Origin of the sequence: Xanthomonas hydrangeae (genome assembly GCF_032697525.1) — a bacterium.
Lineage (GTDB): Bacteria > Pseudomonadota > Gammaproteobacteria > Xanthomonadales > Xanthomonadaceae > Xanthomonas > Xanthomonas hydrangeae.
On sequence record NZ_CP103836.1, the window covers coordinates 2,845,231 to 2,870,047 of the forward strand.

Below are 24,817 nucleotides of genomic sequence, written 5' to 3' on the forward strand. Positions count from 1 at the left end.
TGTATCGTTGACCACAGTCCGTTTAGGCCCGTACTCCTTTGGCTTTGCTGACTCATATCTTCTTGAGTCGGCTGCTGGGGACAGGGGAGCGCTCTGTTGCGCTGCCAATATAGAGGCCTTCAGCAGCAGCATCGCCCAAAAGCAGCACACCTGCACCAACGACTGTCCTGCTACCAATATGGATGTGATCACGCAGTGTTGCGTTGACTCCGATGAAGCATTGTTCGTCGATCGTCACGCCGCCGGAAACGACTACATGCGAGGCAAGGAAGCAGTGATCTCGGATGATGGAATGGTGACCAATATGGTTGCCGCTCCACAAGGTGACATTGTTGCCGATTTGCACGAACGGTTGGATGGTGTTGTCTTCAAGAATAAAGCAATTCTCGCCTATCATGCCGTCGTTCAGTAGCGTGGCACGGGTACTGATGTAGCTTGCCAGTCGATATCCCGCCTGCTTTGCCGAAAGATACTTTTCTTTGCGGATGGAATTCAGTTTCGAATAGCTTAGCGCCACAAAGACCATGTGGTTCTCGGGAGGATAGTGCTCTGCCAACCGTTCGAAGGCGATGACTGGAAGATCGCAGAATGAATCCCCCTGCACATACGCGGCATCTACAGTGAAAGCCACAACTTCATAGTCGGAGTCGCGGCTAAAATAGTAATGGGCCAGTTGCGCAATGTCGCCCGAGCCAAATATTACTAAAGATTGCTTGCTCATTGTTGCTTCCTTACGATGATCGTAAATTCGTAAAGTCCATAGTCATGCAGTAGCGCTACATCGCGCGAATAGCGTCGCTTGCATAGATCGAAGTAATGGCATGGATCTGCATAGTAAAGATTTGGACGCATGCGATCTCGGTCGGAATAACTGGTGAGGCAATTGAACGAAAAGCCAAGGCGGCTGGTGCGATCCATTACGTCTAACGTATTCTCAACATGCGCTTGCCAGCGCTCTTCAGACTGATCGAGTCGAACGTTGAAGATGCCGCTTGCGACACCATAGTCGCCGATACGGTCCGGTTCGCCGGCCACGACGAAACGCGCTTGCGGATCACCTTGATAGCGCTTCTGCGCCGCATCGACCATGCTTGCAGAGACGTCGAAGCCGGCATAGTCAATGCGGCCTTGGTCACGTAAAAATCCATACAGTGCACCATAGCCGCAGCCGAGGTCGTTCAACGAATATTCTTCAGCCCCCTCGCCGATCTTGCACAATTGCGCGAATCTCAGCGATTGGCTTGCTTCACTATTCCAATCGACACCCTTGGCGGTCTCTCCATGTTGAGCAAGTTTTTCACTGTAATACCCTGCAACTTCGGCAAGAAGTTCAGCTTTTTCGCTTTGCATGTATCTGCCTCACGATCGTATAGGGACGCTGCTTGGTTTCGGAGAAAATCTTTGAGAGGTAAATGCCGATGATGCCTATGAAAGAGATGATCATGCCCCCCAGCAACCAGATTGAGGCCATTACCGATGTCCAGCCACTAAGTGGGCGTGCCAGGAACGCCCAGTGAATAAACAGATAGCCGATGTAGGCGACAGAAACGCAGCAAATCGCTACGCCGGTGTAAAAAATGCTCACCAAAGGTACATTACTGAAAGATGTTACTGAGTTTATCAGCAGCGACAGCTTCCGGCGCAAAGTGTATGTGGTTTCGCTGGTGCTGTGCTTCTTCACAACACAGGCGCGCTGGTCGAATCCGGTAATATGCCAGAGCCCGGCCATAAAAACCTCGCGTTCACGGTGTTCCACAAGTGCAGTCACATAGCGCTTTTGCATCAGCCTTGCAGTTACCACATTTTCCGGGAGCATCATGCCTGTCAGAAGTTTGAATGCCCGGTAGAACCACTCGCCACTCCATTTCTCGAATATGCCGCCCTTGCGCCTTTGCTGAGCGCCATACACGACATCGCAGTCATCGTGCTGCATCTTTTCAAAAAACTGCTGCAGCCATTCCGGCTCCTCCTCGAGATCGCTGTCGAGTAGGAAAACAAGTTCGCCACTGGCATGCGCAAGCCCGGTCATCATCGCCTTATGGTGACCAAAATTGCGGGATAGGTCGATGACTGCAAGCATCGGGTCCGTTTCCGCAATCGCTATGGCAAGCTCAAGGCTCGCGTCAGGGGAGCCATCGTTGACCAGCAGGATTTCGTAATCGTCGCCAGCCAAACGTCGCGCCGCTGCAGTTGCGCGGGAGTGAAATTCTTTCAAATAAGGCGCCGACTGGTATAGCGTCGCAACGATAGACAGCTTCATGGGCGTGCGTATCTCATGTAATTGTGCGCGTTCGGACCACAGTTGAAGAGTAAATCGAGCACGCTGACGCCATGAGTGAACTCCCCCCATAGCTGTGGGTATGGCGGGTACCCCGCATAATCGAACCAAGTCAATGCGATGCCAAATTCACGAAAGACGGTTTCATCGATGTAATTCTTGGCCGCTGGTCCAGAAATATACTCGGTGGCCCCTGCCTGTGCGCAAAGGTCGGCCAATCTTTCGGTTTTTCCCTCCACCATCAGGCGGTCAGTTGAGCTGCTGATCTGGGTGGCGATATTCAGCTGGCGGCAGATTGCTTCGATGAAACATCGATTCATCTGCGATAGGTGGGTGTAAGAGGAAAAATAGAGCGGTTCCAGCCAGGTCGCAACCTGGTCAAAATAAGGCGCGCGACGGTAATTCTGGGAAAGCGCTCGCCAATGTAGCGTAGCCCATTCGTTACCATCGAGCTCGGTTTCTGCAATTGTCTGGTGATACTTGCCCTTGGACAGGACCGGAACCGTTAGCCACTGAACGCCTTGCGGTGTTTTTATCTGATTTCTGTTGCGCCAATCCCGTCTGGTGTATTGCATGTCGTCGTAGAGGATGAATTCGTCTACTGCGCCAATGAGGTCGAAATAACCCTTCCAGGGGACGTAGTTCGATTGCAGTATTGCGACTTTTTTGGTCATCGCGCATTGCCCCGCATGCGGCTGAACAAGCGATAGCCGCCAGAGATGCCGCACCGATCCACATAACCAGCTTCGGTCAATTGGGTGGATATCGTCTTGAAGTTGATGGCGCTCTCCTTGGTGAGGATATGTTCTGGTGCAAGGGATGAGCTGATCAAAGTCCGGAATGCAAATGACGCCATCGTCGATTCATCGTCCAGATACAGGTAGGCGCTTGCTGCCTTCCGCTGCTCCAATGAGATCTGGCTGGTAGTGCTTTCTAACATCAGGCCAAGATAATCGTCGCGCATCACGTACTGTGGAAACCTCGCAGATAACAGCAGCATGTTGCTTGCGATTTGGGTCGGCGCGAGCATTGTGCCTGCATGCCCACATCGGATTGCCTGTTCCGAGCTCGCGCGGTCAGCTTCGCCGATCTTGTAGCCTGGTGCTGACAGTGTTGTGCCGTTCTCGGGCCTGAGCACTGAGGTGGGCCCCCAGACCGCAAAGAATCCAGTGATCGACACTAGTAGTAGTGTCAATGCGACACCGAAGCGGCCAGCGTTGGCCACTAGACCCAAGGCCAGTACAGGCATCAAAGGGAACGGCAGCAGATAGAATAGGCGCCAGTAGATATTTTCCGTGGTGAGATGTTGAATGACGACATCGGAAATCCAAGGATTGAGCAACATGGCGCCTAGCGCCAGTACCCAGGCAGCAAAAAATCGACGATACGGTGAGAATCCAAGCATCACCAGCAAGGACACTGTAAATAGCCAGGGTGTAAGTGGATAGTCTGGATTGACAATCAAGCCAAGCTGGTCAGCGAATGACGTTGGGAACCCCGCGTTGATCTGGCTGCCTGCAGAAATGTTGTCCACGGCATAGAGGCGAAAGCTAAGCGCCATGAAAACTACTGGAATCAGCGTAGTTCCATAGCGTAGTCCCAGCACCAGATCCTTGGCCTTGGGTAACCGCGTGGAAAGCTGCATGTGATTCGCGAAAGCGATGGTCAATGCCAGAAATGGAAGAAAGATCATCGCCGTCGGTGTTGCTGCAGCCATGGCCATGCCGATCGCGGCCAGTATCAACCATTGTGACCAGCTGGGCTGTCTCAGATAGCGAAGAGAAAAATAGATCCAGCTAGGTGCACCTACGGACAGGAACATATATTTGCCGTGGAAGGCGCGCGCAATGCTCAGATTCCCGTAACTACGGTGTGTTTCCCCCAGCAGCAAAATCAATAGCAGATAGAAAAGGCTGCATATCAGCACTGTGCCTGGACGGTTTTCGAAGTGGCCGAGCAATACGAGCGCAGCGGAATACATCAGAAAGCCGACGATGCCAGGGAACAACACATGGTAAAGGTCCAGATACGGACGCCCGATCAAGTGCGCAAGCGCAGCCTGTGATAATTCGTAGTAAGGAAAGACGCCTGAGACTGGCCGTTGCTCCACTGCAGCCAACCAAGTCACCTGTGAATTGATCGGTGCATCCGGATGTTCCAGATAGAACAAGGATTTTGGGACATAAATCGAGTCGTCGACATCAGGGCGATTGATGGACATGGCCATCACTCCCGACAGCATCGCCAAGGTCAACGCCGCGGCAAGGTGCCAGCGCTGCGCATTGTTCCGCAAGCGCTTGACCTGACGACAGATCTGGACCGTCATTGCCGTGATCGTAAGTGCTGCAGTCAACCCTACTCCGAAGCATGCAGTTGAGAAGGTCATGGCCATTCCATGGCAGACCATCAACACTAGTGTGGACAATGCTAGAAAGGCCGCGAAGCCCGCCAGGCAGGTGGCGAAAAGCGTATGGCCGGCAATCCCCCCGGCAACGTCATCTCTCTCGAAGTGCGCGTCTATCACGTCTGCTTTCAATACCGATATCAGGAGTCGGCCCCCGTCTTCCCGCTTAATGCGTACTTCCAGCAAGTCGCCCGTCAGGTACGCTCGGCCGAATCAAGACGCCCCCGTCCGCCCAGTTTACTGCGCAAGCCATGTTCAGGGGGTATGGATTGAAGCTTGACCTCGCCGCCCCTGTTACCAGATCCTAACCCGCTGCTCAGGCGCCAGATACAACTGCTCGCCCTGTTTCACATCGAACGCCGGATACCAGGCATCGAGATTGCGCATGGTCTGTGCGCGGAAGCGTCCAGGCGCGTGCACGTCGGTGAGCACCGCGTTGCGTAGCGCTGCATCGCGGTACTTGCTGCGCCAGGCCTGCGCAAAGCCCAGGAAGAAGCGCTGATCCGGGCTGAAGCCATCGATGGTTTGCGGCTGCTTGCCCTGCAACGACAGTTGATACGCATCGTATGCAGTGGCCAGACCGGCAACATCGGCGATGTTCTCGCCCAGCGTCAGTTTGCCGTTGACCGCCAGGTCGTCGAATGGCCGGTAGGCGCCGAATTGCGCGGCAAGCGCATCGCTGGCGGTCGCGAATTTTTTCAGATCCTGCGGCGTCCACCAGTTGTGCAGCTCGCCATGCTCGTCGAACAGCGCGCCCATGTTGTCGAAGCTGTGGCTGATCTCATGGCCGATCACCGCGCCAATCGCGCCGTAGTTCACCGCATCGTCGGCGGCCGGGTCGAAGAACGGCGGCTGCAGGAGCGCAGCCGGAAACAGCAGGCGGTTTTCCAGCGGCACATTCAGTGCGTTGACTTCCTGCGGCAGCATGTACCACTCGCGGTGATCCACGGCCTTGCCCAGCTTGGCCAGGTTGCGGCGGTACTCGAACAGTTTGGCGCGCTCTGCGTTGCCCAATGCATCGTCGCGGCGCACATCCAGGCCGCTGTAGTCGCGCCAGGTATCCGGATATCCCACCGCCACCGTCAACCCGGCGATCTTGGCCTTGGCATGCTGCTTGGTCTCCGGGCTCATCCACGCCAACGCATCGATGCGCTGGCCGAAGGCGGTGACGATGTGCCTGACCATCTCTTCGGTGCGCGCCTTGGTCTGCGCGCTCACGTATTTCTGTACGTAGCGCTTGCCGACCGCCTCACCCAACGCCGCATTGGTCGCATCGATGGCGCGCTTCCAGCGCTGGCGTTGTTGCGGGGTGCCCTCCAGCGTGGTGCCGTAGAACGCGAAGCGTGCATCGGCGAAGGCCTTGGACAGATACGGCGAGGCGCGATCCAGCTCACGAAAACTCAGATAGTCCTTCCAGGTCTGCAGCGGCTGCGACTGCACCAGCGCCGACAACCCGGCCACCGCCTGCGGCTGCCAGACGATGAAGTCCTGCTGCGATTTCAAGCCCGCTGCCTCGAAGAACAGCGTCCAGTCCAGACCCGGTGCGTGACGTGCGAAATCGGCCTGTTTCCAGGCATTGGCGCCGGCCGGCACGTTGTTGGTCTGTTCGGCGGTGGCATGCACATGCGCCATCGCGGTTTCCAGCGCCAGGATGCGCTCTGCGCGGGCCGGTGCATCGCTGATGCCGGCCAGATGCAACAGCTTGACGATGTACGCGCGGTAGGCGTCGCGCAGTTGCGGCATGCGCCCGCCATCCAGATAGAAACTGCGGTCGGGCATGCCCAGGCCGCCCTGCACCAGATACGGCACATAACGGCCGGGGTGATGCAGGTCCTGGGTGATCCACAGGCCGAACAGCCGGTCGGTGTAGAAATTGGTGGAATTGAGCAGGTCCACATCGGCGCGCAATTGGCCGCCCAACGTGCGTGCCAGCGCCTGCTTGTCGTCCAGTTGCGCGATCGCATCCAGTGCCGGTTGCACCGGGCGCACGCCCTTGGCCTCGATGCCGGCTTCGTCCATGTAGGCCGCGTAGTAATCGCCGATCTGCTTGTCTTCGCCAGTGACGCGGTCGTTGGCGGCCGCGCCTTCGATGATGTCGCGGCTGTGCCGCTCGGTCTCGATGGCAATGCCGACGAAGCTGTTGTAACTGGAGCGGTCGTCGGGGATCTGCGTGGTCTTGACCCAGTTGCCGCTGGCATACCCGAAGAAGTCGTCGCCCGGCGCCACGCCGCGATCCATGCCCGCCACATCGAAGCCGAAGTCGCCCAACTTCGGCGTGCTGGGTGCCGGCTTGGTGGTGGCAGAGGACGTGGGCGTGCTGCCATCGCGGTGACACGCGACAGTGGTCAGCAGCGCCGCAGACAGCGCAGCGATCAGGACAGGGCGGTGCAAAGGGGCCATGCGGCACAGCTCGAAACCAGAACAGACGGCGCAGTGTAAGTGGCTGCCAGCGCCACGTCCCGGCTTGCGGACGACGACGGACATATGCCCGCATGGGTGGACACGCCCGGTTCAGCGCCGGCGCTGGTACCAGAAGCCGAGCGCGTCGCGGGTCTGCAGCATGCGCAGCCCGCGCCACAGGAAACGCAGCAGCAAGCCCAGGTGTTCGCGCTTGGAAAAGCTGCGCAGCTTGCGGTCGGAGGTATGCACGGTCTGGCAAAGGATCACGAATCGCCCGCAGCGTGCCAGCGCGCGGCTCAACGCCACATCCTCACCGGCGTAGTAACGCGTATCGAAGCCACCTGCGCTGACGAACGCCGCGCGCGTGCAGAACAGAAAGCAGCCGGGCGCGATGCCGCTGACACGAAACAACCAGCCGAAGATCGCCTGTGCGGTGCGCTCGGACCACACGCGCCTGCCCTGCAGATGCACCTGCGCGCCACCGCCCACGGCACCTGCCTCCAGCGCCGCCAATGCCGCGCCCACCACCTGCGGGTTGATCAGGGTGTCGGCATCCAGAAACAACAACTGCTCGCCGCATGCCAACTGCGCGCCGGCATTGCGGGTGGCGGCGATATGGCGCAGTTGCACCTCCAGCACCTGTGCAGCATGCGCACGCGCGATGGCGGCGGTGTCGTCCTCGCAGGCATCGGCCACCACGATGACCTCGTAGTCCAGCTGCATGGTCTGCGCGCAGCCATGCAGGCACTGCAGCGTGTCGCCGATCAGCGCGGCTTCGTCGTGGGCGGGGATTACGAAAGACAGCATCTGGCGCGCGGCTCAGGTGAGGGTGCGCCAAGTGTGCGAGCCACGCCGATGCAATGGCGTGAGCGCCTGCGGCCGCCACAGCGGATGCGGCCGCAGGCAGGACGCGGAGGCCGGCTCAGCGGTTGACGGTGGCCATCATCGCTTCCGGGTAGCGCGTGCCGGCCGCGGCCTGTGCCGGGAAAATCGCATCGATGCGTGCCAGCTCGTCCGGCATCAGCGCCACATCGAGCGCGCCGATGTTTTCTTCCAGATAGGCCAGACGCTTGGTACCCGGGATCGGCACCAAATCCTGGCCTTGCGCCAGTACCCAGGCCAGCGCCAGCTGCCCCGGCGTAATGCCCTTGTCGGCAGCGATCGCCTTGACCTGTTCGACCAGCTGCAGGTTGCGAGTGAAGTTGTCGCCCTGGAAACGTGGCGAGTGGCGTCGGTAATCGTCGGCGTCGAAATCGTCCGGCGAGGAGAACGCGCCGGTGAGAAAACCGCGCCCCAGCGGCGAATACGGCACGAACCCGATCCCCAACTCACGCACCGCAGCGAACACGCCGTTGTCTTCCGGCTCGCGCGACCACAGCGAGTATTCGGTCTGTACGGCCGTGATCGGATGCACTGCATGCGCGCGCACAATGGTGTCTGCGGCCGCTTCGGAGAGCCCGAGGAAACGCACCTTGCCCTGCTCGACCAGACGCGCCATCGCACCGACGGTGTCTTCGATCGGCACGTTGGGATCCACGCGGTGTTGGTAATACAGGTCGATATGCTCCACCCCCAGGCGGCGCAGGCTGGCTTCGCAGGCCGACTGCACGTACGCCGGGCTGCCATCGATACCGCGCACCGACGGGTCGTTGGCATCGAGCTTGATGCCGAACTTGGTGGCCAGGAACACTTCATGCCGGCGCGATGCGATCGCCTTGCCGACCAGGATCTCGTTGGTGTGCGGGCCATACATGTCGGCGGTGTCGAGCAGGCTGATGCCGTGATCGAGCGCGCGATGGATCACCTTGATCGAGCCGGCCTCGTCGCTGCGATTGCCGTAGAACGCGCTCATGCCCATGCAGCCGAGGCCGAGTGCAGAGACGGTGGGGCCGGAACGGCCAAGCGTGCGGGTTTGCATGGTGGGGGAACTCCGTGCGGTCAAAAGGGCGGGGCCAAGCATGGCGCGGGTGGCGTTAGGGCGATGTGGCTCGACCGGTGAGGCGTTGCGGTTGCGGTCGTTGCAGGCCGCTGCGGCATGGCACCCGCACCGATTGCGCCACTACGCAAAAAGCCCGCGCATCCCGGCAGACCGAAGCCTGCCGCCATGCACGGGTCCTTTACGCGGACGCAACTGCCTGCCGCGTCAGCCCTTGAGCTTGCCGGCGAATTCGGCAATGCGCTTGCCGAGCAGCTTGGCGGTTTCCAGATCGCCGCTGCGCGGCGCTTCTTCCGGCGAGGCATCGGAGGGCGAGATCGCCAGCGCGCCGGCCCAACCGGCGGTCCAGTTGATGTCCTGCGGGCCGTGTGCCTTGGTGTTGGCCGGCATCAAGCCGGTGCCGATCCAGACCTGGCCGTGCTGCTGCGACAACGTCCAGAAGTACTGGATGGTGGCGTACTTGTCGCCGTTGACCGAGGCCGAGTTGGTGAAGCCGGCCGCGATCTTGTCCTTCCACGCCTGCGCAAACCACGGTTTGGAACTGGCGTCGGCAAACTTCTTGAACTGCCACGCCGGCCCGCCCATGTAGGTGGGGCTGCCGTAGATGATGGCATCGGCCGCACCGATCGCCTCCCAGGCGTCGTCGGGCAGGTTGCCGTCCTGGTCGATGCGATACAGCGTGGCCTCGCCGACGCTGGCGGCGCCGGCATGCACGGCTTCGGCCAGTTTGACGGTGTGGCCGTAGCCGCTGAAATACACGATGGCGATCTTGCTCATGGGCAATCCTTGAACCGAGGGGATCGGGATTGTGCGCACACGTGGGCCGACAGGTTAATGACCACTGCCGGGACGAACTGTTGCCGGGGCCGCCAGACCAGGTGCGCACTCGCCCATCGTCTCGACCAGGTAGTCGATGAAGCTGCGCACCTTCGGCGCCAGATGGCTGCGGCTGGTATAGACCGCGAAGATGCCGATGTCGGCCAGCGCGTACTCGGGAAGAATGCGCACCAGGCGCCCGGCGGCGAGGTGGTCGTCGGCCAGAAAATCCGGCTGCATCGCAATGCCCTGGCCGGCCACCGCCGCCGCGCTCAACACATGCCCGTTGTTGGCACGCAGCCCGCCGTGGATGCGCACAGTGGTATCGCCATCGGGGCCATGGAAGCGCACCTCATCGCCATTGGGTGAGTAGTGATAGAGCAGGCATTCGTGGCCGGCCAGGTCGGACGGATGCCTGGGCGTGCCCGCGCGTGCCAGGTAGGCCGGCGCCGCACACGTGAGCAGCCGCACCTTGCCCAGTTGGCGGGCGATCAGCGTCGGCGCCGGCTGGCGGGTGATGCGGATGGCCACATCGAAGCCTTCTTCCACCATATCGACCAGGCGGTCGGACAGCGACAGGTCGAGCTCCACCTGCGGGTAGCGCGCGCGAAAGCCTGGCAGCAACGCGGCCAGCCGCTCGATCCCGTAGCTCACCGGCGCGTTGACGCGCAGCACCCCGGCCGGCTCCAGCGCCTGGGCGCCCACGGTCGCCTCCAGGTCGTCCAGATCGGCCAGCAGCTGCAGGCAGCGCTGGTAATACGCGGTGCCGGCGCTGGTCAGGCTGACCCGCCGGGTGGTGCGGTTGAGCAGGCGGGTGCCCAGCCGCTGCTCAAGCGCGGCGACCTGGCGGGTGACGCTGGCGGTGGAACGGTCCAGCGCATCGGCCGCAGCGCTGAAGCCGCTGCGTTCGGCCACTGCAGTGAACACGCGCATTGCGTCGAGGGTATCCATGGTGGATCCGATTATTGCTTTGATCGCAATAAATTATCCGAATCAAAAATATTTATCAGAAATTTGTAAGTAATAGACTGTGCAGGTCCTCACCGGAGTCTGTCGAATGTCCACTTCTCTTGCATCCCCGCGTACCGCTGCTTACGGCACGGCCTTGTTGCGCATCAGCCTGGGCGCGCTGTTCCTGGTACATGGCCTGACCAAGCTGCTGGTGTTCACCCCGGCCGGCACGGCGGCCTCTTTCCAGTCGCTCGGCCTGCCTGGCGCGCTGGGCTACCTCACCATCGCGCTGGAACTCGGCCTGGGCCTGTCCTTGCTGTTGGGCATCTACGCGCGCTGGGTGGCGCTGTTGGGCGTGCCGCTGCTGCTGGGCACCATCGTCAGCGTGCATGGCGCCAATGGCTTCGGCTTCTCCAATCCGGGCGGCGGCTGGGAATACCCGGCGCTGTGGGCGGTGTTGTTGATCGTGCAATCGCTGCTCGGCGATGGCGCCCTGGCGTTGAAGCCGGCGCGCTGAGGCGGTTTGTTTTTCTTTACGAGGAGTCGTCCATGACCCGCTTGCCTTCCCTGTACATCTCGCATGGATCGCCGATGACTGCGCTGCAGCCGGGGCAGGTCGGCGAGCGCCTGGCCGAGCTTGCGCAGACCTTGCCGCGGCCACGCGCGATTGTGGTTGTGTCCGCGCATTGGCTGGGCCGTCGCCCGCTGGTCAGTGGCGCGGCGCGGCCGGCCACCATCCACGACTTCGGCGGATTTCCTGCGCCGCTGTACGAGCTGGAGTATCCCGCGCCCGGCGAGCCGGTACTGGCGCAGCAGATCCTGCGCCGGCTGGAGCAAGCCGGCCTGCATCCGCACCTGGACCCGCAGCGCGGCTTCGATCATGGCGTGTGGGTGCCGCTGCGCCTGCTGTATCCGGCCGCCGAGATTCCGGTGGTGTCGGTATCGATCCAGCCCGAGCTCGGCCCGGCTCACCAATTCGCGGTGGGCCGCGCGCTGGCACCGTTGCGCGATGAAGGTGTGCTGGTGATCGGCTCGGGCAGCATCACCCACAACCTGCACGACGCGCGCCAGGGCTACAGCGCCGAGCGCGAGGCGCCGTACGTGCGGCCCTTCATCGAATGGACCGAACGTAAGCTGGTCGACAACGACGTCGCCGCGCTATTGGACTATCGCCGCCAGGCACCGCAGGCCGTGCGCGCGCATCCCACCGACGAGCATCTGCTGCCGCTGTATGTGGCGATGGGCGCGGCCGGCGGCGACCGGCTCGGCGCGCAGCGCATCGATGCCGGTATCGATGCCGGCCTTCTGGCCATGGATATCTACCGTTTCGACGGGGATCGCGCGCTGGCGGACCCTGTTGCCGCATGAGTCCACCATGCTTGCCGCACGCCGGCATTGTGGCCGACACGTGAGGTGCCGGCAGCATGCCGATACCTTTGCCATAAGGCATGTGCAGGTGACACGCTGGCACCATAGGCATCACGCATGGCTCAGACGGCGCGCCGCCCCGCAGCAATGACGTATGGCGGCGGACTGGGCACCACCGCCATCACGTATCGCGACGGTAGCCAGCCAGCCGCACAACGCCAAGGCATGACGCCCGCACCACAGCGCTCTGAAGCATTCACGATGCGTGCGGGGCAGTCTCACAGGCTGAGACGCCATCGCTGCATGCTGCTTGGGTGAAAATCCTCGACAAGCTCGCCGTCCTCGCCGACGCCGCCAAATACGACGCCTCCTGCGCCTCCAGCGGCGCGAATAAGCGCAATTCGCTCGGCACCGGCGGGATCGGCAGCACCGAGGGCATGGGGATCTGCCACTCGTACACGCCCGACGGCCGCTGCGTGTCGCTGTTGAAGATCCTGCTCACCAACTTCTGCGTGTTCGACTGCGCGTACTGCGTCAATCGGGTGTCCAGCAACGTGCGCCGCGCGCGCTTCACGCCGGAAGAAGTGGTCACGCTGACGCTGGATTTCTACAAGCGCAATTACATCGAAGGCCTGTTCCTGTCCAGCGGCATCATCCGCAACTCCGACTACACCATGGAGCAGCTGGTGGAAGTGGCGCGGCAGCTGCGCGAGGTGCATCACTTCGCCGGTTACATCCATCTCAAGACCATCCCCGATGCGACGCCGGAATTGCTGGCGGCGGCCGGTCGCTACGCCGATCGCCTGAGCATCAACGTGGAGTTGCCGACCGAGCAGGGCCTGACCTTGCTGGCGCCGGAAAAAAGCGTCGGTGGCATTCGCGCGGCGATGGGCGAACTGCGTTGGCGCATCGAAGAGAATCAGCTCGAGCGCAAGGCCGAAAAAGTGCGCCGCTCCAAGCCGCCGCGCTTCGCACCGGCCGGGCAGAGCACGCAGATGATCGTCGGCGCCGACGATGCCAACGACCGCAGCATTCTGGACACCAGCCACAATCTCTACGGCAACTACCGGATGCGCCGGGTGTATTACTCGGCGTTCAGTCCGATTCCGGATGCCTCCTCCAAGTTGCCGCTGCAGGCACCGCCGTTGCAGCGCGAGCATCGGCTGTATCAGGCCGACTGGTTGCTGCGCTTCTACGACTTCAGCGTGGAAGAAATCGCGCCGGCGCAATCCAGCGGTATGCTCGATCTGGACGTGGACCCGAAGCTGGCGTGGGCGCTGCGCAATCCGGAGCGCTTTCCGGTGGATTTGAACGCGGCGCCGCGCGAGATGCTGCTACGGGTACCGGGCCTGGGCACGCGCAATGTGGAGCGCTTGCTGTTGTCGCGCAGGCATGCGCGCTTGCGGGTGGGAGATCTGGCGCGGTTGCGTGTGCCGATGAAGAAGCTGCTGCCGTTTGTGAGTGTGCTGGATCATCATCCGCGCCAGCGCTTGGATGATCCGGTGCGGTTACGCGCGCAGTTGGCGCCGGCACCGCGACAGGCAAGTTTGTTCGATTGACGCCTGTCCCTTCTCCCGTCGGGAGAAGGTGCCCGAAGGGCGGATGAGGGTACGGCCGCACGCAGCAGTGGAAAGTCCTTTTGCTTCTACGAATCCCCAATTCCTACCACCGAATCCCTGCTCCAAGAGCCTCCACGCCTGTCGGCGCGAGTCACTTTTGTCTCGGCAAAAGTAACCAAAACCGCTGTCGCCTGACGCGATCCGGTGCGATACAGCCGCACCGGTGCCCTGTGCTCCTTGCCATGCGCGGCACGGCGCCCAAACTCGCTGCGCTCAGACAGGGCGCCTCTTCGGCCACGCATGGCTGCGGTGCGCGGCTCGCTCTAAGGCGACTTGGTGCAGCAAAATCAACGGTGACAAGCGACAAGCGACAAGCGACAAGCGACAAGCGACAAGCAGTATCGGTAGCAGCAAAAGCCGCAAAAGCCCGCGAAAAAATCGCAACAACGCAACGAGAGTGCCGCCAGTAGAGCGGTGGCGAGATCGGAAATCTTGAGGTCAGGTGTAAGCGATGTTCAGCGCTGAAGTTGAGCCAGGTTGGAGTCTTGATGCATGGCGTGCGCTGGCGCGGGCGGGATGGTGTGCGCAGGTGGAGCCTGACTCCATTGCGTGGAATGGCGGGGCACAGGGTGGCTTGTTGATGGGGCAGGGGCTGCTGGACCTGCCGGCGGTGGTTGCCGCGCCGCGAGTCTCGGCAGAGTTTTTGCAGATGGCGGGCTCGGTGCTGTGTCATCGCGACCCGCAGCGCTATGCGGTGTTGTATCGGTTGTTGTGGCGGGTGGCGTCCGGCGAGCGGGCGTTGCTGGAGCGGGCGACCGATGTCGATGTGCACCGGGTGGCGCAGTGGCAGAAGGCGGTGCAACGCGATACGCACAAGATGAAGGCGTTCGTGCGCTTTCGGCGCTTGCCCGGCGAAGAAGAAGACTTTGTGGCGTGGTTCGAGCCCGAACACTGGATCGTGGATCGGGTGGCGCCGTTTTTCGCGCGCCGTTTCGCCGGAATGCGCTGGGCGATTCTGACTCCGTATCGCAGTGTGCGGTGGGACGGCGAGGCATTGACGTTCGGCGAGGGTGCGGTGCGTACGCAGGTGCCGGCCGACGATGCACAGGAGACGCTGTGGCGCACCTATTACGCGCATATTTTCAATCCGGCGCGGCTCAATCCCACCATGATGCGGCAGGAGATGCCGCAGAAATACTGGAAGAATCTGCCCGAGGCGAGCTTGTTGCCGGAGCTGATCCGCGAGGCGGGTGTGCGCGTGCGCGAGATGGCCGAGCGTGCGCCCGAACCGGTGCGGCGGCGAGTGCCGGTGGCGCCAGCGCCAGTCCCGGAAGTGGCCACGCAAAGCCTGGCGCAGTTGCGCGTGGCCGCGCGCGATTGCCGGCGTTGCGCGTTGTGGCAACCGGCAACGCAGACGGTGTTCGGCGAAGGGCCGAACGATGCATCGATGATGGTGATCGGCGAGCAGCCCGGCGATGAAGAGGATCTGAGCGGGCGTCCGTTCGTCGGGCCGGCCGGGCGCCTGTTCAACATGGCGCTGGGCGAGATCGGCATCGATCGCGCCACGGTCTACGTGACCAATGCGGTCAAGCATTTCCGCTTCGAGCAACGCGGCAAACGGCGTCTGCATCGCAACCCGGAACGGGCGCATGTGCAGGCCTGCAGTGGCTGGTTGCATGCCGAGCGCGCCCAACTGCGTCCGGCGCAGATCGTGTGTCTGGGCGCAACCGCCGCACAAGCAGTGTTGGGCAGCAGCTTTCGCTTGATGCGCGAACGCGGCCAATGGCAGCGCCTGGACGATGGCACGCCGGTGCTGACTACCGTGCATCCGTCATGGGTGTTGCGCCAGCCATCGACGGCCGCACGCGAGGAAGGCTATCGCGGGTTTGTGGAAGATCTGCGCCAGCTGCTGGACGTACCGATGTCGGCGGGCAGCTCGGCTGCGCCATAAAAAAATACGCGTGCAATGGCACGCGTACGGTGTCGGAGAACCAGGACACCAAGTGGAGCCACTGAGCAACCAGTGACTCCATCACCGCCGCTTCGCGGTTGGGTGGCGAGACCTGAAACGTGGTTCCAGGTACACGCGGATCGGCCTACAAAAAGCGTTTGTCCACGTCGACGTATGCGTGGATGCACCGAGATGCATCGATGCCGCGCGCGTTCAAAATGTCTCGATAGCGCCAGCGCACGTGACGTTTGCGCCCCATCGGCGGAATCCCCCCTGCATTCCGCCGATGGACTACCTGTGCATGCAATGACAACGACGTGCCATGCAGCCGGATGCAATTACGGCATCAACACCTTGTCGACCACGTGGATCACGCCATTGCTCTGCACTACATCGGCGATGGTGACGTTGGCGGTGTTGCCCTTGACGTCGGTGATGGTGACTTTCTTGCCGTTGAGCTTTGCGGTCAGCGGCTCGCCCTGCACGGTGGTCAGCGTGGCGCTGCCGCCGCCGGCCTTGATCTTGGCGATCAGCGAAGCGGCGTCAACCTTGCCCGGCACCACGTGATAGGTCAGCACCTTGGTCAAGGTGGGCTTGGATTCGGGCTTCAACAGGGTGTCGACAGTGCCGGCCGGCAATGCGGCAAATGCGGCGTTGGTCGGGGCAAACACGGTGAACGGGCCCGGGCCCTTCAACGTCTCGACCAGGCCGGCGGCCTTGACGGCGGCGACCAGGGTGGTGTGATCCTTGGAGTTGACCGCGTTGTCGACGATGTCCTTGGTCACCAGCATCGGCGCACCGCCCACCATCGGGTTGGACGCCGCGTAGGCGGGAGCCATCGCGCTGGTCAGGGCAATGGCGGTGGCAATGGCAAGCGACTGGAATGAGGTCTTCATGAGGCATCGATCCTTTGGGTAGGCGATCACCTGGATGGCAATCGTATAGCTGGATACGCGGCCGGATGCGGCGCGGATGCATCACGCGTTTTTTACATGGAGATGCTGTGCTGCAACGCCATCGCACATCCGTGCTGGCGAACTGCGGATCAGGTGGCCTGCGGTTGAGTCTGTCCGATCCGCGTTGGCCACGCATGCAGACTGACGTTTTAAACACTCTATGGCGAACCTGCGATGCAAGGGCCGCGCGATCAGGTCGTTACCAGGCCCATCGGGTCGTAGCCGTCGCACGACCACCCTAATGCTGCACGAATGTTCGCGATTGGCAGAAGCGGCGTCGGGCAGTGCAATTACCATTCATGCCCTTGCGTGATGATCAGTGCTCAGAGGCTGTAGAACATGAAATCCAAAAAGAGTGAATTCAATCGATTGGTACTTCCGGCATGGTTGGCGGCAGGCGCGCTGGTGTTGTCGGGCACTGCACAGGCGGCAGCCGTAACGCCAACGCATGCGCCGTCAGCGACCGCTGCTGTCCCTGCGAGTGATATCTATCGGCCAGGTCAGAAATGGATCGTGCCGGGCGAGTGGGAATTCACGGTGGATTCCGCACGCGTGGCCAAGGTAAAAATTCCCAATTACGGCGGTGGCTCCTGGGTTCCTACGCAGGTGATCCTGCTGACCTATAGCTATAAAAATATCGGATTCGACGACAGCGCCAACTACAAGGGTGGCGGCCCGTCGACGCTGGCGTTTTCGAAAGCGCATATCGACGTATTCGATGCCAACGATGCGGACAACGGCGGCGCAGGCAATTACCCCGTGCGCATCAAGCTCGTCGGAGACGCTGACGGTCAGAAGCCCGGGCAGGAGATGGTCGGCGCGCAGTGGCCGTACGCCTTCAAGAAGAAGGTCAAGGCGGTCAAGGTGACGGTGGGTCACTACGATTCCAAGCTGAAACTGCATGAAGCGACCTTCCTGGTGCCGGTCGAGGGCACCGGGCCATCGAAGCCGCACGCGAAGAAGCCGCACCCGAACAAGCACGTTCACCACAGTTGATCCTGTCCAGCCAATCTGCATAGGCATGCAGCCGGCATGCGTGACGTGGCGAGCGATCACGTTGCCGGCTGCTTTCATCCTCGCCTCGGCCTGTCCATCCGCCAGCGTATCCCACCGTGTCTGATCCACAGACACCCGCCGCAGAGCTGCAGAACAACACCCTCGTGGCGGTCACCGTGCAGGACCGCGCCCAGGCCCAGGCGGCGCAGTGGTTTCATCGCCGCGTGCAAACCGGTATGTTCCGGTTGGCGCGGTGTTGTGCGTCGCAATATGCGATGCCGCACGCGCGGACCGTTCTTCTTCCCGGGTTTTTCATGCATTCGATCGATGTCGTCCTCGCCATGTTGCTGGCGGTCGCGGCCAGCGGTTATCTGATCCGCATCCTGCCGTTCTCGTTGCCCTTGCCGTTGGTCCAGATCGCGCTTGGCGCGGTGGTCTCGGGTGTGTTCGATGCCGGGCATGAACTGGAACCGGAGTTGTTCTTCCTGTTGTTCCTGCCGCCGCTGTTGTTCCTGGATGGCTGGCGCATTCCCAAACAAGGCCTGTTCCGCGACAAGGCGGCCATCCTGGAACTGGCGCTGGGCCTGGTGGTATTCACCGTGGTCGGCGCGGGCCTGCTGATCCATTGGTTGATCCCGGCGATGCCGCTGGCGGTGGCCTTCGCGCTGGCGGCGATCATCTCGCCGACCGATCCGGTGGCGGTGTCCTCGATCGCCTCCAAGGTGTCGATCCCCAAGCGGCTGATGCACATCCTGGAAGGCGAGTCGCTGCTCAACGATGCCTCCGGGCTGGTGTGCTTCCAGTTCGCGGTGGCCGCGGTGCTGACCGGCAGCTTCTCGATCGCCACCGCCTCGCTGACCTTCCTGTGGGTGGCCTTGGCCGGGTTGGCGCTGGGCGTGGCCACCACCTTCGGCCTGAGCCGCATCCAGGCCTGGATCTGGCGCCACTTTGGCGAGGAGCCGGGTTCGGCGATCCTGGTCAATCTGCTGACCCCGTTCGCGGCCTATCTGCTGGCCGAGGCCTTCCATGCCTCCGGCATCCTGGCCGCAGTGGCGGCTGGCGTCACCATGAGCTACGTGGAAATGGCCGGCAACGCGCCGGGCAACATGCGGCTGCAGCGCTCGGCGGTGTGGGACACGGTGCAGTTCACCTTCAACGGCATCATCTTCGTGCTGCTGGGCGAGCAGTTGCCGGGCATCCTGGACGGGGCGGTGCGCAGCGTGCAGGAAGCCGGGCACCTCAATCCGTGGTGGCTGGCGGTGTACGTGGCCACCATCAGCGCCAGCCTGATGGCGTTGCGCTTCGTATGGGTGTTCCTGTCGCTGCGCTGGAACATCTTCAAGGCGCAGTGGCGCGGCGAACAGCATGTCAGCCCGCCGTGGCGCATCGTGGTGGCGGTCTCGCTGGCCGGCGTGCGCGGTGCGATCACCCTGGCCGGCGTGCTCACGCTGCCGTTGATGCTGGAAGACGGCTCGCCGTTTCCGGCCCGCCAGCTGGCGATTTTCCTGGCGGCCTCGGTGATCCTGGTGTCGTTGCTGGTCGCCAGCGTGGCGTTGCCGCCGCTGTTGCGCGGACTGGAGCTGCCCGAAGAAGAAGACGAGCAGCTCAAGGAAGATCTGGCGGTGAAGGCCGCCTCGCAGGCCGCGCTGGAAGCGGTGGAAAAACTGCGCCAGCGGCTGGTAGATGGCAGCAAGCATGCCGAGCGCTACAACGCGGCGGCCAATCAGGTCAGCCAGCGCTATCAACGCAAGCTCGGCGCGGTGGACATGGCCGAGACCGACCCGGAAGAGGCCGGTGCCTACGAACAGGCGCTGCGCCAGTTCCGTCATGCCGCATTGGTGGCCGAGCGCAACGAATTGTTCAAGCTCGCGCGCCGCCGCGAGATTTCCGACGACCTGTCGCGCCGGCTGGTGCGCAATCTGGATCTGATCGAGTCGCGCAAGCGCGCTTGAGCGCGCGGGAATCGGGAATCGGGATTGGGGAATCGCAAGAGCCACAGCGGTTGTGCCGCCTGGGTTGGGTAGGAGCGCGCTTGCGCGCGATGGGGCTTTCCCGCAAACGCCCCATCGCGCGCAAGCGCGCTCCTACATGAGATGCGCCAACACACGGACGCAGCGTGCGTGCGCAGCTGAGTTCGCTGACGCTCCTCGTCGCACGTCGGGAGACACCATCCCATCCACACTGCTCCCATCTTCATGGCGCACGGCCTACCCTGTGCGGCTGATCGTTCCAGTGCAGAACACATGACTCCAATCGTTTCCATCCAGGGATTGAGCAAGACCTATGCTGGCGGTTTTCAGGCGCTCAAGCACGTGGATCTTGAAATCCAGCGCGGCGAGATCTTCGCGCTGCTCGGTCCCAACGGCGCCGGCAAGACCACGCTGATCAGCATCATCTGCGGGCTGATCAATCCGAGCACCGGCACCGTGCTGGCCGATGGCCACGATATCGTACGCGACTACCGCGCCGCGCGTGCCAGCATCGGCCTGGTGCCGCAGGAACTGGCCACCGATGCGTTCGAAAGCGTGTGGGCCACCGTGCGTTTCAGTCGCGGGCTGTTCGGCAAGCCGGCCAATCCGCACTACCTGGAAACGGTGTTGCGCGAGCTCTCGTTGTGGGACAAGCGCAACAACAAGATTTCCACGCTGTCCGGCGGCATGAAGCGGCGCGTGCTGATCGCCAAGGCGCTGGCGCACGAGCCGCGCATTCTCTTTTTGGACGAACCCACCGCTGGTGTGGACGTGGAACTGCGCCACGACATGTGGCAGATGGTACGGCGGCTGCGCGAGCAGGGCACCACGGTGATCCTGACCACCCATTACATCGAAGAAGCCGAAGACATGGCCGACCGGGTCGGGGTGATCAATCGCGGCGAGCTGGTGCTGGTGGAAGACAAGCACACGCTGATGCGCAAGCTCGGCAAGAAGCAGCTCACGCTCAGCCTGCAGGCGCCGCTGCAGGCCATCCCGGTCGCGCTGAGCGATCTGCCATTGGAACTGTCGGCCGACGGCAACAGCCTGATCTACACCTTCGACACCCAGGCCGAGCAGACCGGCATCGGCGGGCTGCTGCGCCGGCTCAACGAGCAGGGCATCGATTTCAAGGACCTGCATTCCAGCGAGAGTTCGCTGGAGGAGATCTTCGTCAACCTGGTGCACGGTGCACGCCAGCAGGAGGTGCGCACATGAACCGGTATGCGATCGCTGCGATCTACCGCTTCGAAATGGCGCGCGCGTTCCGCACGCTCACCCAGTCGATCGCCTCGCCGGTGTTGTCGACGTCGTTATATTTTGTGGTGTTCGGCGCGGCGATCGGCTCGCGCATGGGCGATATCGACGGCATCAGCTACGGCGCCTTCATCATTCCCGGGCTGGTGATGCTGTCCTTGCTCAACGAGAGCATTTCCAACGCCTCGTTCGGCATCTACATGCCGCGCTGGGCCGGCACCATCTACGAGGTGTTGTCCGCGCCGGTGGCGTGGTGGGAGATCGTGATCGGCTATGTGGGCGCGGCGGCGACCAAGTCGGTGCTGCTGGGCTTGCTGATCCTGCTCACCGCGCGGCTGTTCGTGCCTTACCAGATTGCCCATCCGCTGTGGATGCTGGGCTTTCTGGTACTCACCGCGCTGACCTTCAGCCTGTTCGGTTTCATCATCGGCATCTGGGCCGACGGCTTCGAAAAACTGCAGGTGATCCCGCTGATGGTGGTCACGCCGCTGACCTTCCTGGGCGGCAGTTTCTACTCGATCAACATGCTGCCGCCGCTGTGGCAGAAGGTCACCTTGTTCAATCCGGTGGTCTATCTGATCAGCGGCTTCCGCTGGAGTTTCTACGGCAAGGCCGACGTGCACATCGCGGTGAGCACCGGTATGACCTTCCTGTTCCTGATCGTGTGCCTGGGCGTGGTCGCGGCGATCTTCCGCAGTGGTTATCGGCTCAAGGCGTAAGTGGTGAGTGCAGTGGTGGTGTCGGCCGCATCCTTGTGGATGCCGTCGGAGGTCCAGGTCAAACGCGTCGGAAGTCCAGATCAAACGCTGAGTGGGTCGAGGGCGCGGTGCCCTCACCGCTCGCGGGACACGCCGCAAGTACGTCCATGTAGGCTCGGTGGCGGCATCCATGCCGCCACACGGTCCCGCAAGCGGTGAGGACACCGCACCAGACAGTTTGCTGGTTGCTTGAAAAACATGCACACCGACTATCTCGACTGGTCCTTGCCCGCCCACCGTCGCGGGACCTTACGCGGCATGGATGCCGCGTAAGAGCCTACATGGACGTACTTGCGGCGTGTCCCGCGATGGTGGGCGGGCAAGGGCCCTGCAGCCAAGTCGCAGATTCAGCTGCTAATGCGGCAGTCATCGCTGCGACACGAACGTACTTGCAGCGTGTCCCGCGATGGTGGGCGGGCAAGGGCCCTGCAGCCAAGTTGCAGATTCAGCTGCTAATGCGGCAGTCATCGCTGCTACACGAACGTACTTGCAGCGTGTCCCGCGATGGTGGGCGGGCAAGGACCCTGCAGCCAAGTCGCAGATCAGCTGCTGATGCGGCAGTCATCGCTGCTACACCGAACGTACTTGCAGCGCGTCTCGCGATGGTGGGCGGGCAAGGACCCTGCAGCCAAGTCGCAGATCAGCTGCTAATGCGGCAGTCATCGCTGCGACACGAACGTACTTGCAGCGTGTCCCGCGATGGTGGGCGGGCAAGGGCCCTGCAGCCAAGTCGCAGCTCAGCAGCTCTGCAAGCGAACAACGTGAAGTAGTTTGGTCAGCCGCTCTTACTCGGCATCAGGCTTGGCATCGCTCTTGGTGTCCAGGAAGTAGGCCACCACCTCACCCTTGATCTTCATCGTCATCGGGTTGCCGCGACGGTCGCGCGCCTTGCCGACCTGCACCTTGATCCAGCCTTCGCTGACCGAATACTCCTCCACGTTGTCGCGTTCGACACCGTTGAAACGCACGCCGATGCCGCGGTTGAGTGCATCGGCATCGTGGAACGGGCTGCGCGCATCGATGGCCAGATGATCGGGAGGGGTATCGCTCATGGGAAAGGCGTCATGGCGGCCGGGATGGCCGTCTTCGGCCGCACAGGATACGGTCCTGCGCCGCGAAGACCAGCCCTTTCCGATGAATCCGCACGCGCCGGTCGGTTTGCTTGCGCGGCGCCAGGCCTCACACTTCACGCCTGCAAACCTTGAACGAGACCGCCATGCCCGACAACAGTGCCGATTACGAAGACGACGAAGGCCTGCAGCCCGAAAGCGACGAAGACGATGTCGACGATCATCCGGGGCGGGTCTGGAATCTGCTGCTGCTGATCAATCCCGGCGACGAAGACACTGCGCTTGCCCAGTTCGATGCCTGGCGCGAGGCGCAGGCCGACCTGGACGAAGACGAAGGCGACGATGCCTGGCTGTGGGCGTTGAAGGACGCGATCGACTGGCGCTCGGGCTTTTTCGTCGACTGGAAGGACACCGACTCGTTCATTGCCGCCATCGACGAACTCAGCGCGCGCTGGAACCTGCGCATCGCCTGGGGCGGCGACCTGGACGACGAAGAGTTCGCCAACGGCCTGAGCGTGCCCGATCTGATGGCGGTGGCCTTCGATCGCCTGCGCGAACACGGCTATTCGCTGTGGAACTGGAACACCGGCGGCGACGCCTACGCCGGCTGGATCGCCCTCAGCCGCGACGACGAAGCGATGATGGCACTGACCTCGCTGCTGGACGTGGAAGTGCGGTTGGGTAACGAGGCGTTCTGAGGGCTGGAAATCGGGATTCGGGATTGGAGAGCCGCAAAAGTGGTCTTTGGGTGTGTGGGGGCAGGTCGGGCCGAGGTTGTGCGCGCTGTCGCGGCAGGAGGCGAGGCGCGGCGTGGCCGGTAGGGTCTGGCGAGCAGGCATTGTCCACGGCCGACCGACTGCCATGTAGGAGCGCGCTGGCGCGCGATCGGGCGTTACCGGGAAAGCCTGTCGCGCGCAAGCGCGCTCCTACGCAGGCATGCCGTCTGAAAATGCAAAAAGGCCTCCAGGCCTGAACACCTGCCACGTAGGAGCGTGCCTGCGCGCGGCAGGCATCCCCGGGATAGCGTCAGGCGGGCCAACGCAAGCACGCCGCCGATCAGGCTGCAGCCACCGCCGTTACCAATCCCCAATCCCCAATCCCCGCCTCAAGGCGCCTGGCCGCGTGCCTGCGCACGTGCATTGGCGATCAGCGCCTTGAGCAGTACGCGATCGGTATGACGGGAGATGGCGATGGCACCGAGCGCGATCGCCTCGATGCGTAACGGTGCCGGCACGTCGTAGTGCGCGCCGCTGAGTTTGTTCTGGAAGGCGCGGCGGGGAATGCCCAGCCGCGCCGCCATCGCATGCAGCTCGTCCAGCGTATCGCCGAGCAGGTGCGCCCAGCGCTGCTCGCGCCACAGATGCACCGCATCGTCGATGTAGACGGCCATCGGCCGGGTCAGGCCTTCTTGGATTTTTTCGGCTTCTTGCCGGCCGTCTCGCCGTTGGCGTCGTCGGTTGCGGCATCGCTGGCGTCTGCGTCTGCCGCGCTGTCGTCGTCGCTGGCAGCGTCGTCGCCAGCCGCATCTTCCGCAACGGCGTCGGTGCCGGCGTCGGCCGCCGCGTCTTCTGCAGCGTCATCGCCGTCTTCATCTGCATCGGCGTTCTGGAATTCGGCCACCAGCGTGGTCAGATATTCCTCGGCGGTCTTGCCGTCTTCGGCGGCCAGGTCGTCGATCATCTGCTGCAGCTGGGTCGAATACTCCAGCGAGATGGTCTTGCCTTCGGCTTCCTGCACGTTGGCCAGGTGCTTGAGCATGGCCAGCATCGGGACCGGGTTGTCGGCGCTGCCCATGGTCTGGCCGCCGATCGACAGCATCCACTCGCTGCCACCCTGCAGACCGATCGCAGCGACCACGCGACCATCGGCATCCTGCAGCACGGCGTGGTTGGTGACCTGGGGCGCCTGGCCCAGACGGACGATCGGACGCTTGGGAAGCTGTTTCTTGCGCTTGTCGCGCTTGGCCTTTGAATTGCGGGACACGGTGTTCTCGACGCTGGGAATGGCCGGCCATTCTAGGCGCTTGTGCGTGACCCGGCTCGCTCGACGCCGCCGGGCCCGTCAATGGCGGCCTTCCGGGCCGATGCATCGATCGATCCCGTCACGTGATGAAGGCAGCCAATGCCGGGGTCTGGGACAGCCTGAGG

General features: G+C 62.4%; 23 protein-coding genes. 9 read left to right on the forward strand and 14 right to left on the reverse strand.

The window, feature by feature from the left end:
• Positions 1–52 precede the first annotated feature (52 nt).
• From NYR97_RS11995 to NYR97_RS12040, 10 genes are all read right to left on the reverse strand, one after another.
• Positions 53–721: an acetyltransferase gene (locus NYR97_RS11995; RefSeq protein ID WP_205392585.1), complete on the reverse strand. Its 669-nt coding sequence runs from the start codon at positions 719–721 to the stop codon at positions 53–55.
• On the reverse strand, positions 718–1,350 hold the full coding sequence (locus NYR97_RS12000) for a class I SAM-dependent methyltransferase (protein WP_316693293.1): 633 nt from the start codon (positions 1,348–1,350) through the stop codon (positions 718–720). The genes NYR97_RS11995 and NYR97_RS12000 overlap by 4 nt, the downstream gene beginning before the upstream one ends.
• Positions 1,331–2,260: a glycosyltransferase family 2 protein gene (locus NYR97_RS12005; protein WP_316693295.1), complete on the reverse strand. Its 930-nt coding sequence runs from the start codon at positions 2,258–2,260 to the stop codon at positions 1,331–1,333. The genes NYR97_RS12000 and NYR97_RS12005 overlap by 20 nt, the downstream gene beginning before the upstream one ends.
• On the reverse strand, positions 2,257–2,952 hold the full coding sequence (locus NYR97_RS12010; RefSeq protein WP_316693297.1) for a WbqC family protein: 696 nt from the start codon (positions 2,950–2,952) through the stop codon (positions 2,257–2,259). Before NYR97_RS12010 ends, NYR97_RS12005 begins: the two co-directional genes overlap by 4 nt.
• Positions 2,949–4,814, reverse strand: a complete 1,866-nt coding sequence (locus tag NYR97_RS12015) for a DUF6077 domain-containing protein (RefSeq protein WP_316693298.1) — start codon at positions 4,812–4,814, stop codon at positions 2,949–2,951. The genes NYR97_RS12010 and NYR97_RS12015 overlap by 4 nt, the downstream gene beginning before the upstream one ends.
• A gap of 162 nt (positions 4,815–4,976) precedes the next feature.
• Positions 4,977–7,046 (reverse strand): M13 family metallopeptidase, encoded by a 2,070-nt coding sequence (locus NYR97_RS12020; RefSeq protein ID WP_316698196.1) that lies wholly within the window; start codon positions 7,044–7,046, stop codon positions 4,977–4,979.
• Positions 7,047–7,193: 147 nt separating this feature from the next.
• On the reverse strand, positions 7,194–7,889 hold the full coding sequence (locus tag NYR97_RS12025) for a glycosyltransferase (protein ID WP_316693300.1): 696 nt from the start codon (positions 7,887–7,889) through the stop codon (positions 7,194–7,196).
• A 115-nt stretch (positions 7,890–8,004) separates the two neighbouring features.
• Entirely contained in the window at positions 8,005–9,000 is a 996-nt protein-coding gene (locus tag NYR97_RS12030; RefSeq protein ID WP_205392581.1) for an aldo/keto reductase, read from the reverse strand.
• A gap of 225 nt (positions 9,001–9,225) precedes the next feature.
• Positions 9,226–9,795 (reverse strand): flavodoxin family protein, encoded by a 570-nt coding sequence (locus NYR97_RS12035; protein ID WP_316693305.1) that lies wholly within the window; start codon positions 9,793–9,795, stop codon positions 9,226–9,228.
• A 54-nt stretch (positions 9,796–9,849) separates the two neighbouring features.
• The gene (locus NYR97_RS12040) at positions 9,850–10,785 is read right to left on the reverse strand and encodes a LysR family transcriptional regulator (protein ID WP_210762289.1); all 936 of its coding nucleotides are present in this window, start codon (positions 10,783–10,785) and stop codon (positions 9,850–9,852) included.
• A 106-nt stretch (positions 10,786–10,891) separates the two neighbouring features.
• On the opposite strand from NYR97_RS12040, the gene NYR97_RS12045 reads away from it, so the two are divergent.
• From NYR97_RS12045 to NYR97_RS12060, 4 genes are all read left to right on the forward strand, one after another.
• Positions 10,892–11,302, forward strand: a complete 411-nt coding sequence (locus NYR97_RS12045) for a DoxX family protein (protein WP_316693308.1) — start codon at positions 10,892–10,894, stop codon at positions 11,300–11,302.
• Positions 11,303–11,334: 32 nt separating this feature from the next.
• Positions 11,335–12,153, forward strand: coding sequence for a DODA-type extradiol aromatic ring-opening family dioxygenase (locus NYR97_RS12050; RefSeq protein WP_316693310.1), 819 nt, complete (start codon positions 11,335–11,337; stop codon positions 12,151–12,153).
• Between the two features lie 314 nt (positions 12,154–12,467).
• On the forward strand, positions 12,468–13,712 hold the full coding sequence (locus NYR97_RS12055) for a putative DNA modification/repair radical SAM protein (protein WP_316693312.1): 1,245 nt from the start codon (positions 12,468–12,470) through the stop codon (positions 13,710–13,712).
• A 511-nt stretch (positions 13,713–14,223) separates the two neighbouring features.
• Complete coding sequence (locus tag NYR97_RS12060) at positions 14,224–15,663, forward strand: UdgX family uracil-DNA binding protein (RefSeq protein ID WP_316693314.1); 1,440 nt, start codon at positions 14,224–14,226, stop codon at positions 15,661–15,663.
• 338 nt (positions 15,664–16,001) lie between these two features.
• On the opposite strand, the gene NYR97_RS12065 is transcribed toward NYR97_RS12060, so the two are convergent.
• A complete protein-coding gene (locus tag NYR97_RS12065; protein WP_023905297.1) occupies positions 16,002–16,559 on the reverse strand; it encodes a fasciclin domain-containing protein in 558 nt (185 codons plus the stop codon).
• A gap of 399 nt (positions 16,560–16,958) precedes the next feature.
• Between NYR97_RS12065 and NYR97_RS12070 the strand changes: the two genes are divergently transcribed.
• The 4 genes from NYR97_RS12070 (at position 16,959) to NYR97_RS12085 (ending at position 21,561) form a co-directional block, all read left to right on the forward strand.
• The gene (locus NYR97_RS12070; protein ID WP_316693316.1) at positions 16,959–17,615 is read left to right on the forward strand and encodes a hypothetical protein; all 657 of its coding nucleotides are present in this window, start codon (positions 16,959–16,961) and stop codon (positions 17,613–17,615) included.
• Positions 17,616–17,929: 314 nt separating this feature from the next.
• On the forward strand, positions 17,930–19,567 hold the full coding sequence (locus NYR97_RS12075; RefSeq protein ID WP_316698198.1) for a Na+/H+ antiporter: 1,638 nt from the start codon (positions 17,930–17,932) through the stop codon (positions 19,565–19,567).
• 291 nt (positions 19,568–19,858) lie between these two features.
• Entirely contained in the window at positions 19,859–20,803 is a 945-nt protein-coding gene (locus NYR97_RS12080) for an ABC transporter ATP-binding protein (protein ID WP_316693318.1), read from the forward strand.
• A complete protein-coding gene (locus tag NYR97_RS12085; RefSeq protein WP_316693320.1) occupies positions 20,800–21,561 on the forward strand; it encodes an ABC transporter permease in 762 nt (253 codons plus the stop codon). The genes NYR97_RS12080 and NYR97_RS12085 overlap by 4 nt, the downstream gene beginning before the upstream one ends.
• Positions 21,562–22,385: 824 nt before the next feature.
• Here the strand turns inward: NYR97_RS12085 and NYR97_RS12090 are convergent.
• Complete coding sequence (locus NYR97_RS12090) at positions 22,386–22,652, reverse strand: DUF3297 family protein (protein WP_316693322.1); 267 nt, start codon at positions 22,650–22,652, stop codon at positions 22,386–22,388.
• Positions 22,653–22,816: 164 nt separating this feature from the next.
• Here NYR97_RS12090 and NYR97_RS12095 point away from each other — a divergent pair, with 164 nt between their 5' ends.
• Entirely contained in the window at positions 22,817–23,368 is a 552-nt protein-coding gene (locus NYR97_RS12095) for a DUF6630 family protein (protein ID WP_316693324.1), read from the forward strand.
• A 407-nt stretch (positions 23,369–23,775) separates the two neighbouring features.
• Here the strand turns inward: NYR97_RS12095 and NYR97_RS12100 are convergent, their stop codons facing one another.
• Together NYR97_RS12100 and NYR97_RS12105 are read right to left on the reverse strand one after the other, a co-directional pair.
• Positions 23,776–24,060 carry a DUF4031 domain-containing protein gene (locus tag NYR97_RS12100; RefSeq protein ID WP_205392570.1) on the reverse strand — a complete coding sequence of 95 codons (285 nt, stop codon included), beginning with the start codon at positions 24,058–24,060 and terminating at the stop codon, positions 23,776–23,778.
• An 8-nt stretch (positions 24,061–24,068) separates the two neighbouring features.
• Positions 24,069–24,653, reverse strand: a complete 585-nt coding sequence (locus NYR97_RS12105; RefSeq protein ID WP_316693327.1) for a hypothetical protein — start codon at positions 24,651–24,653, stop codon at positions 24,069–24,071.
• Positions 24,654–24,817: the final 164 nt, after the last annotated feature.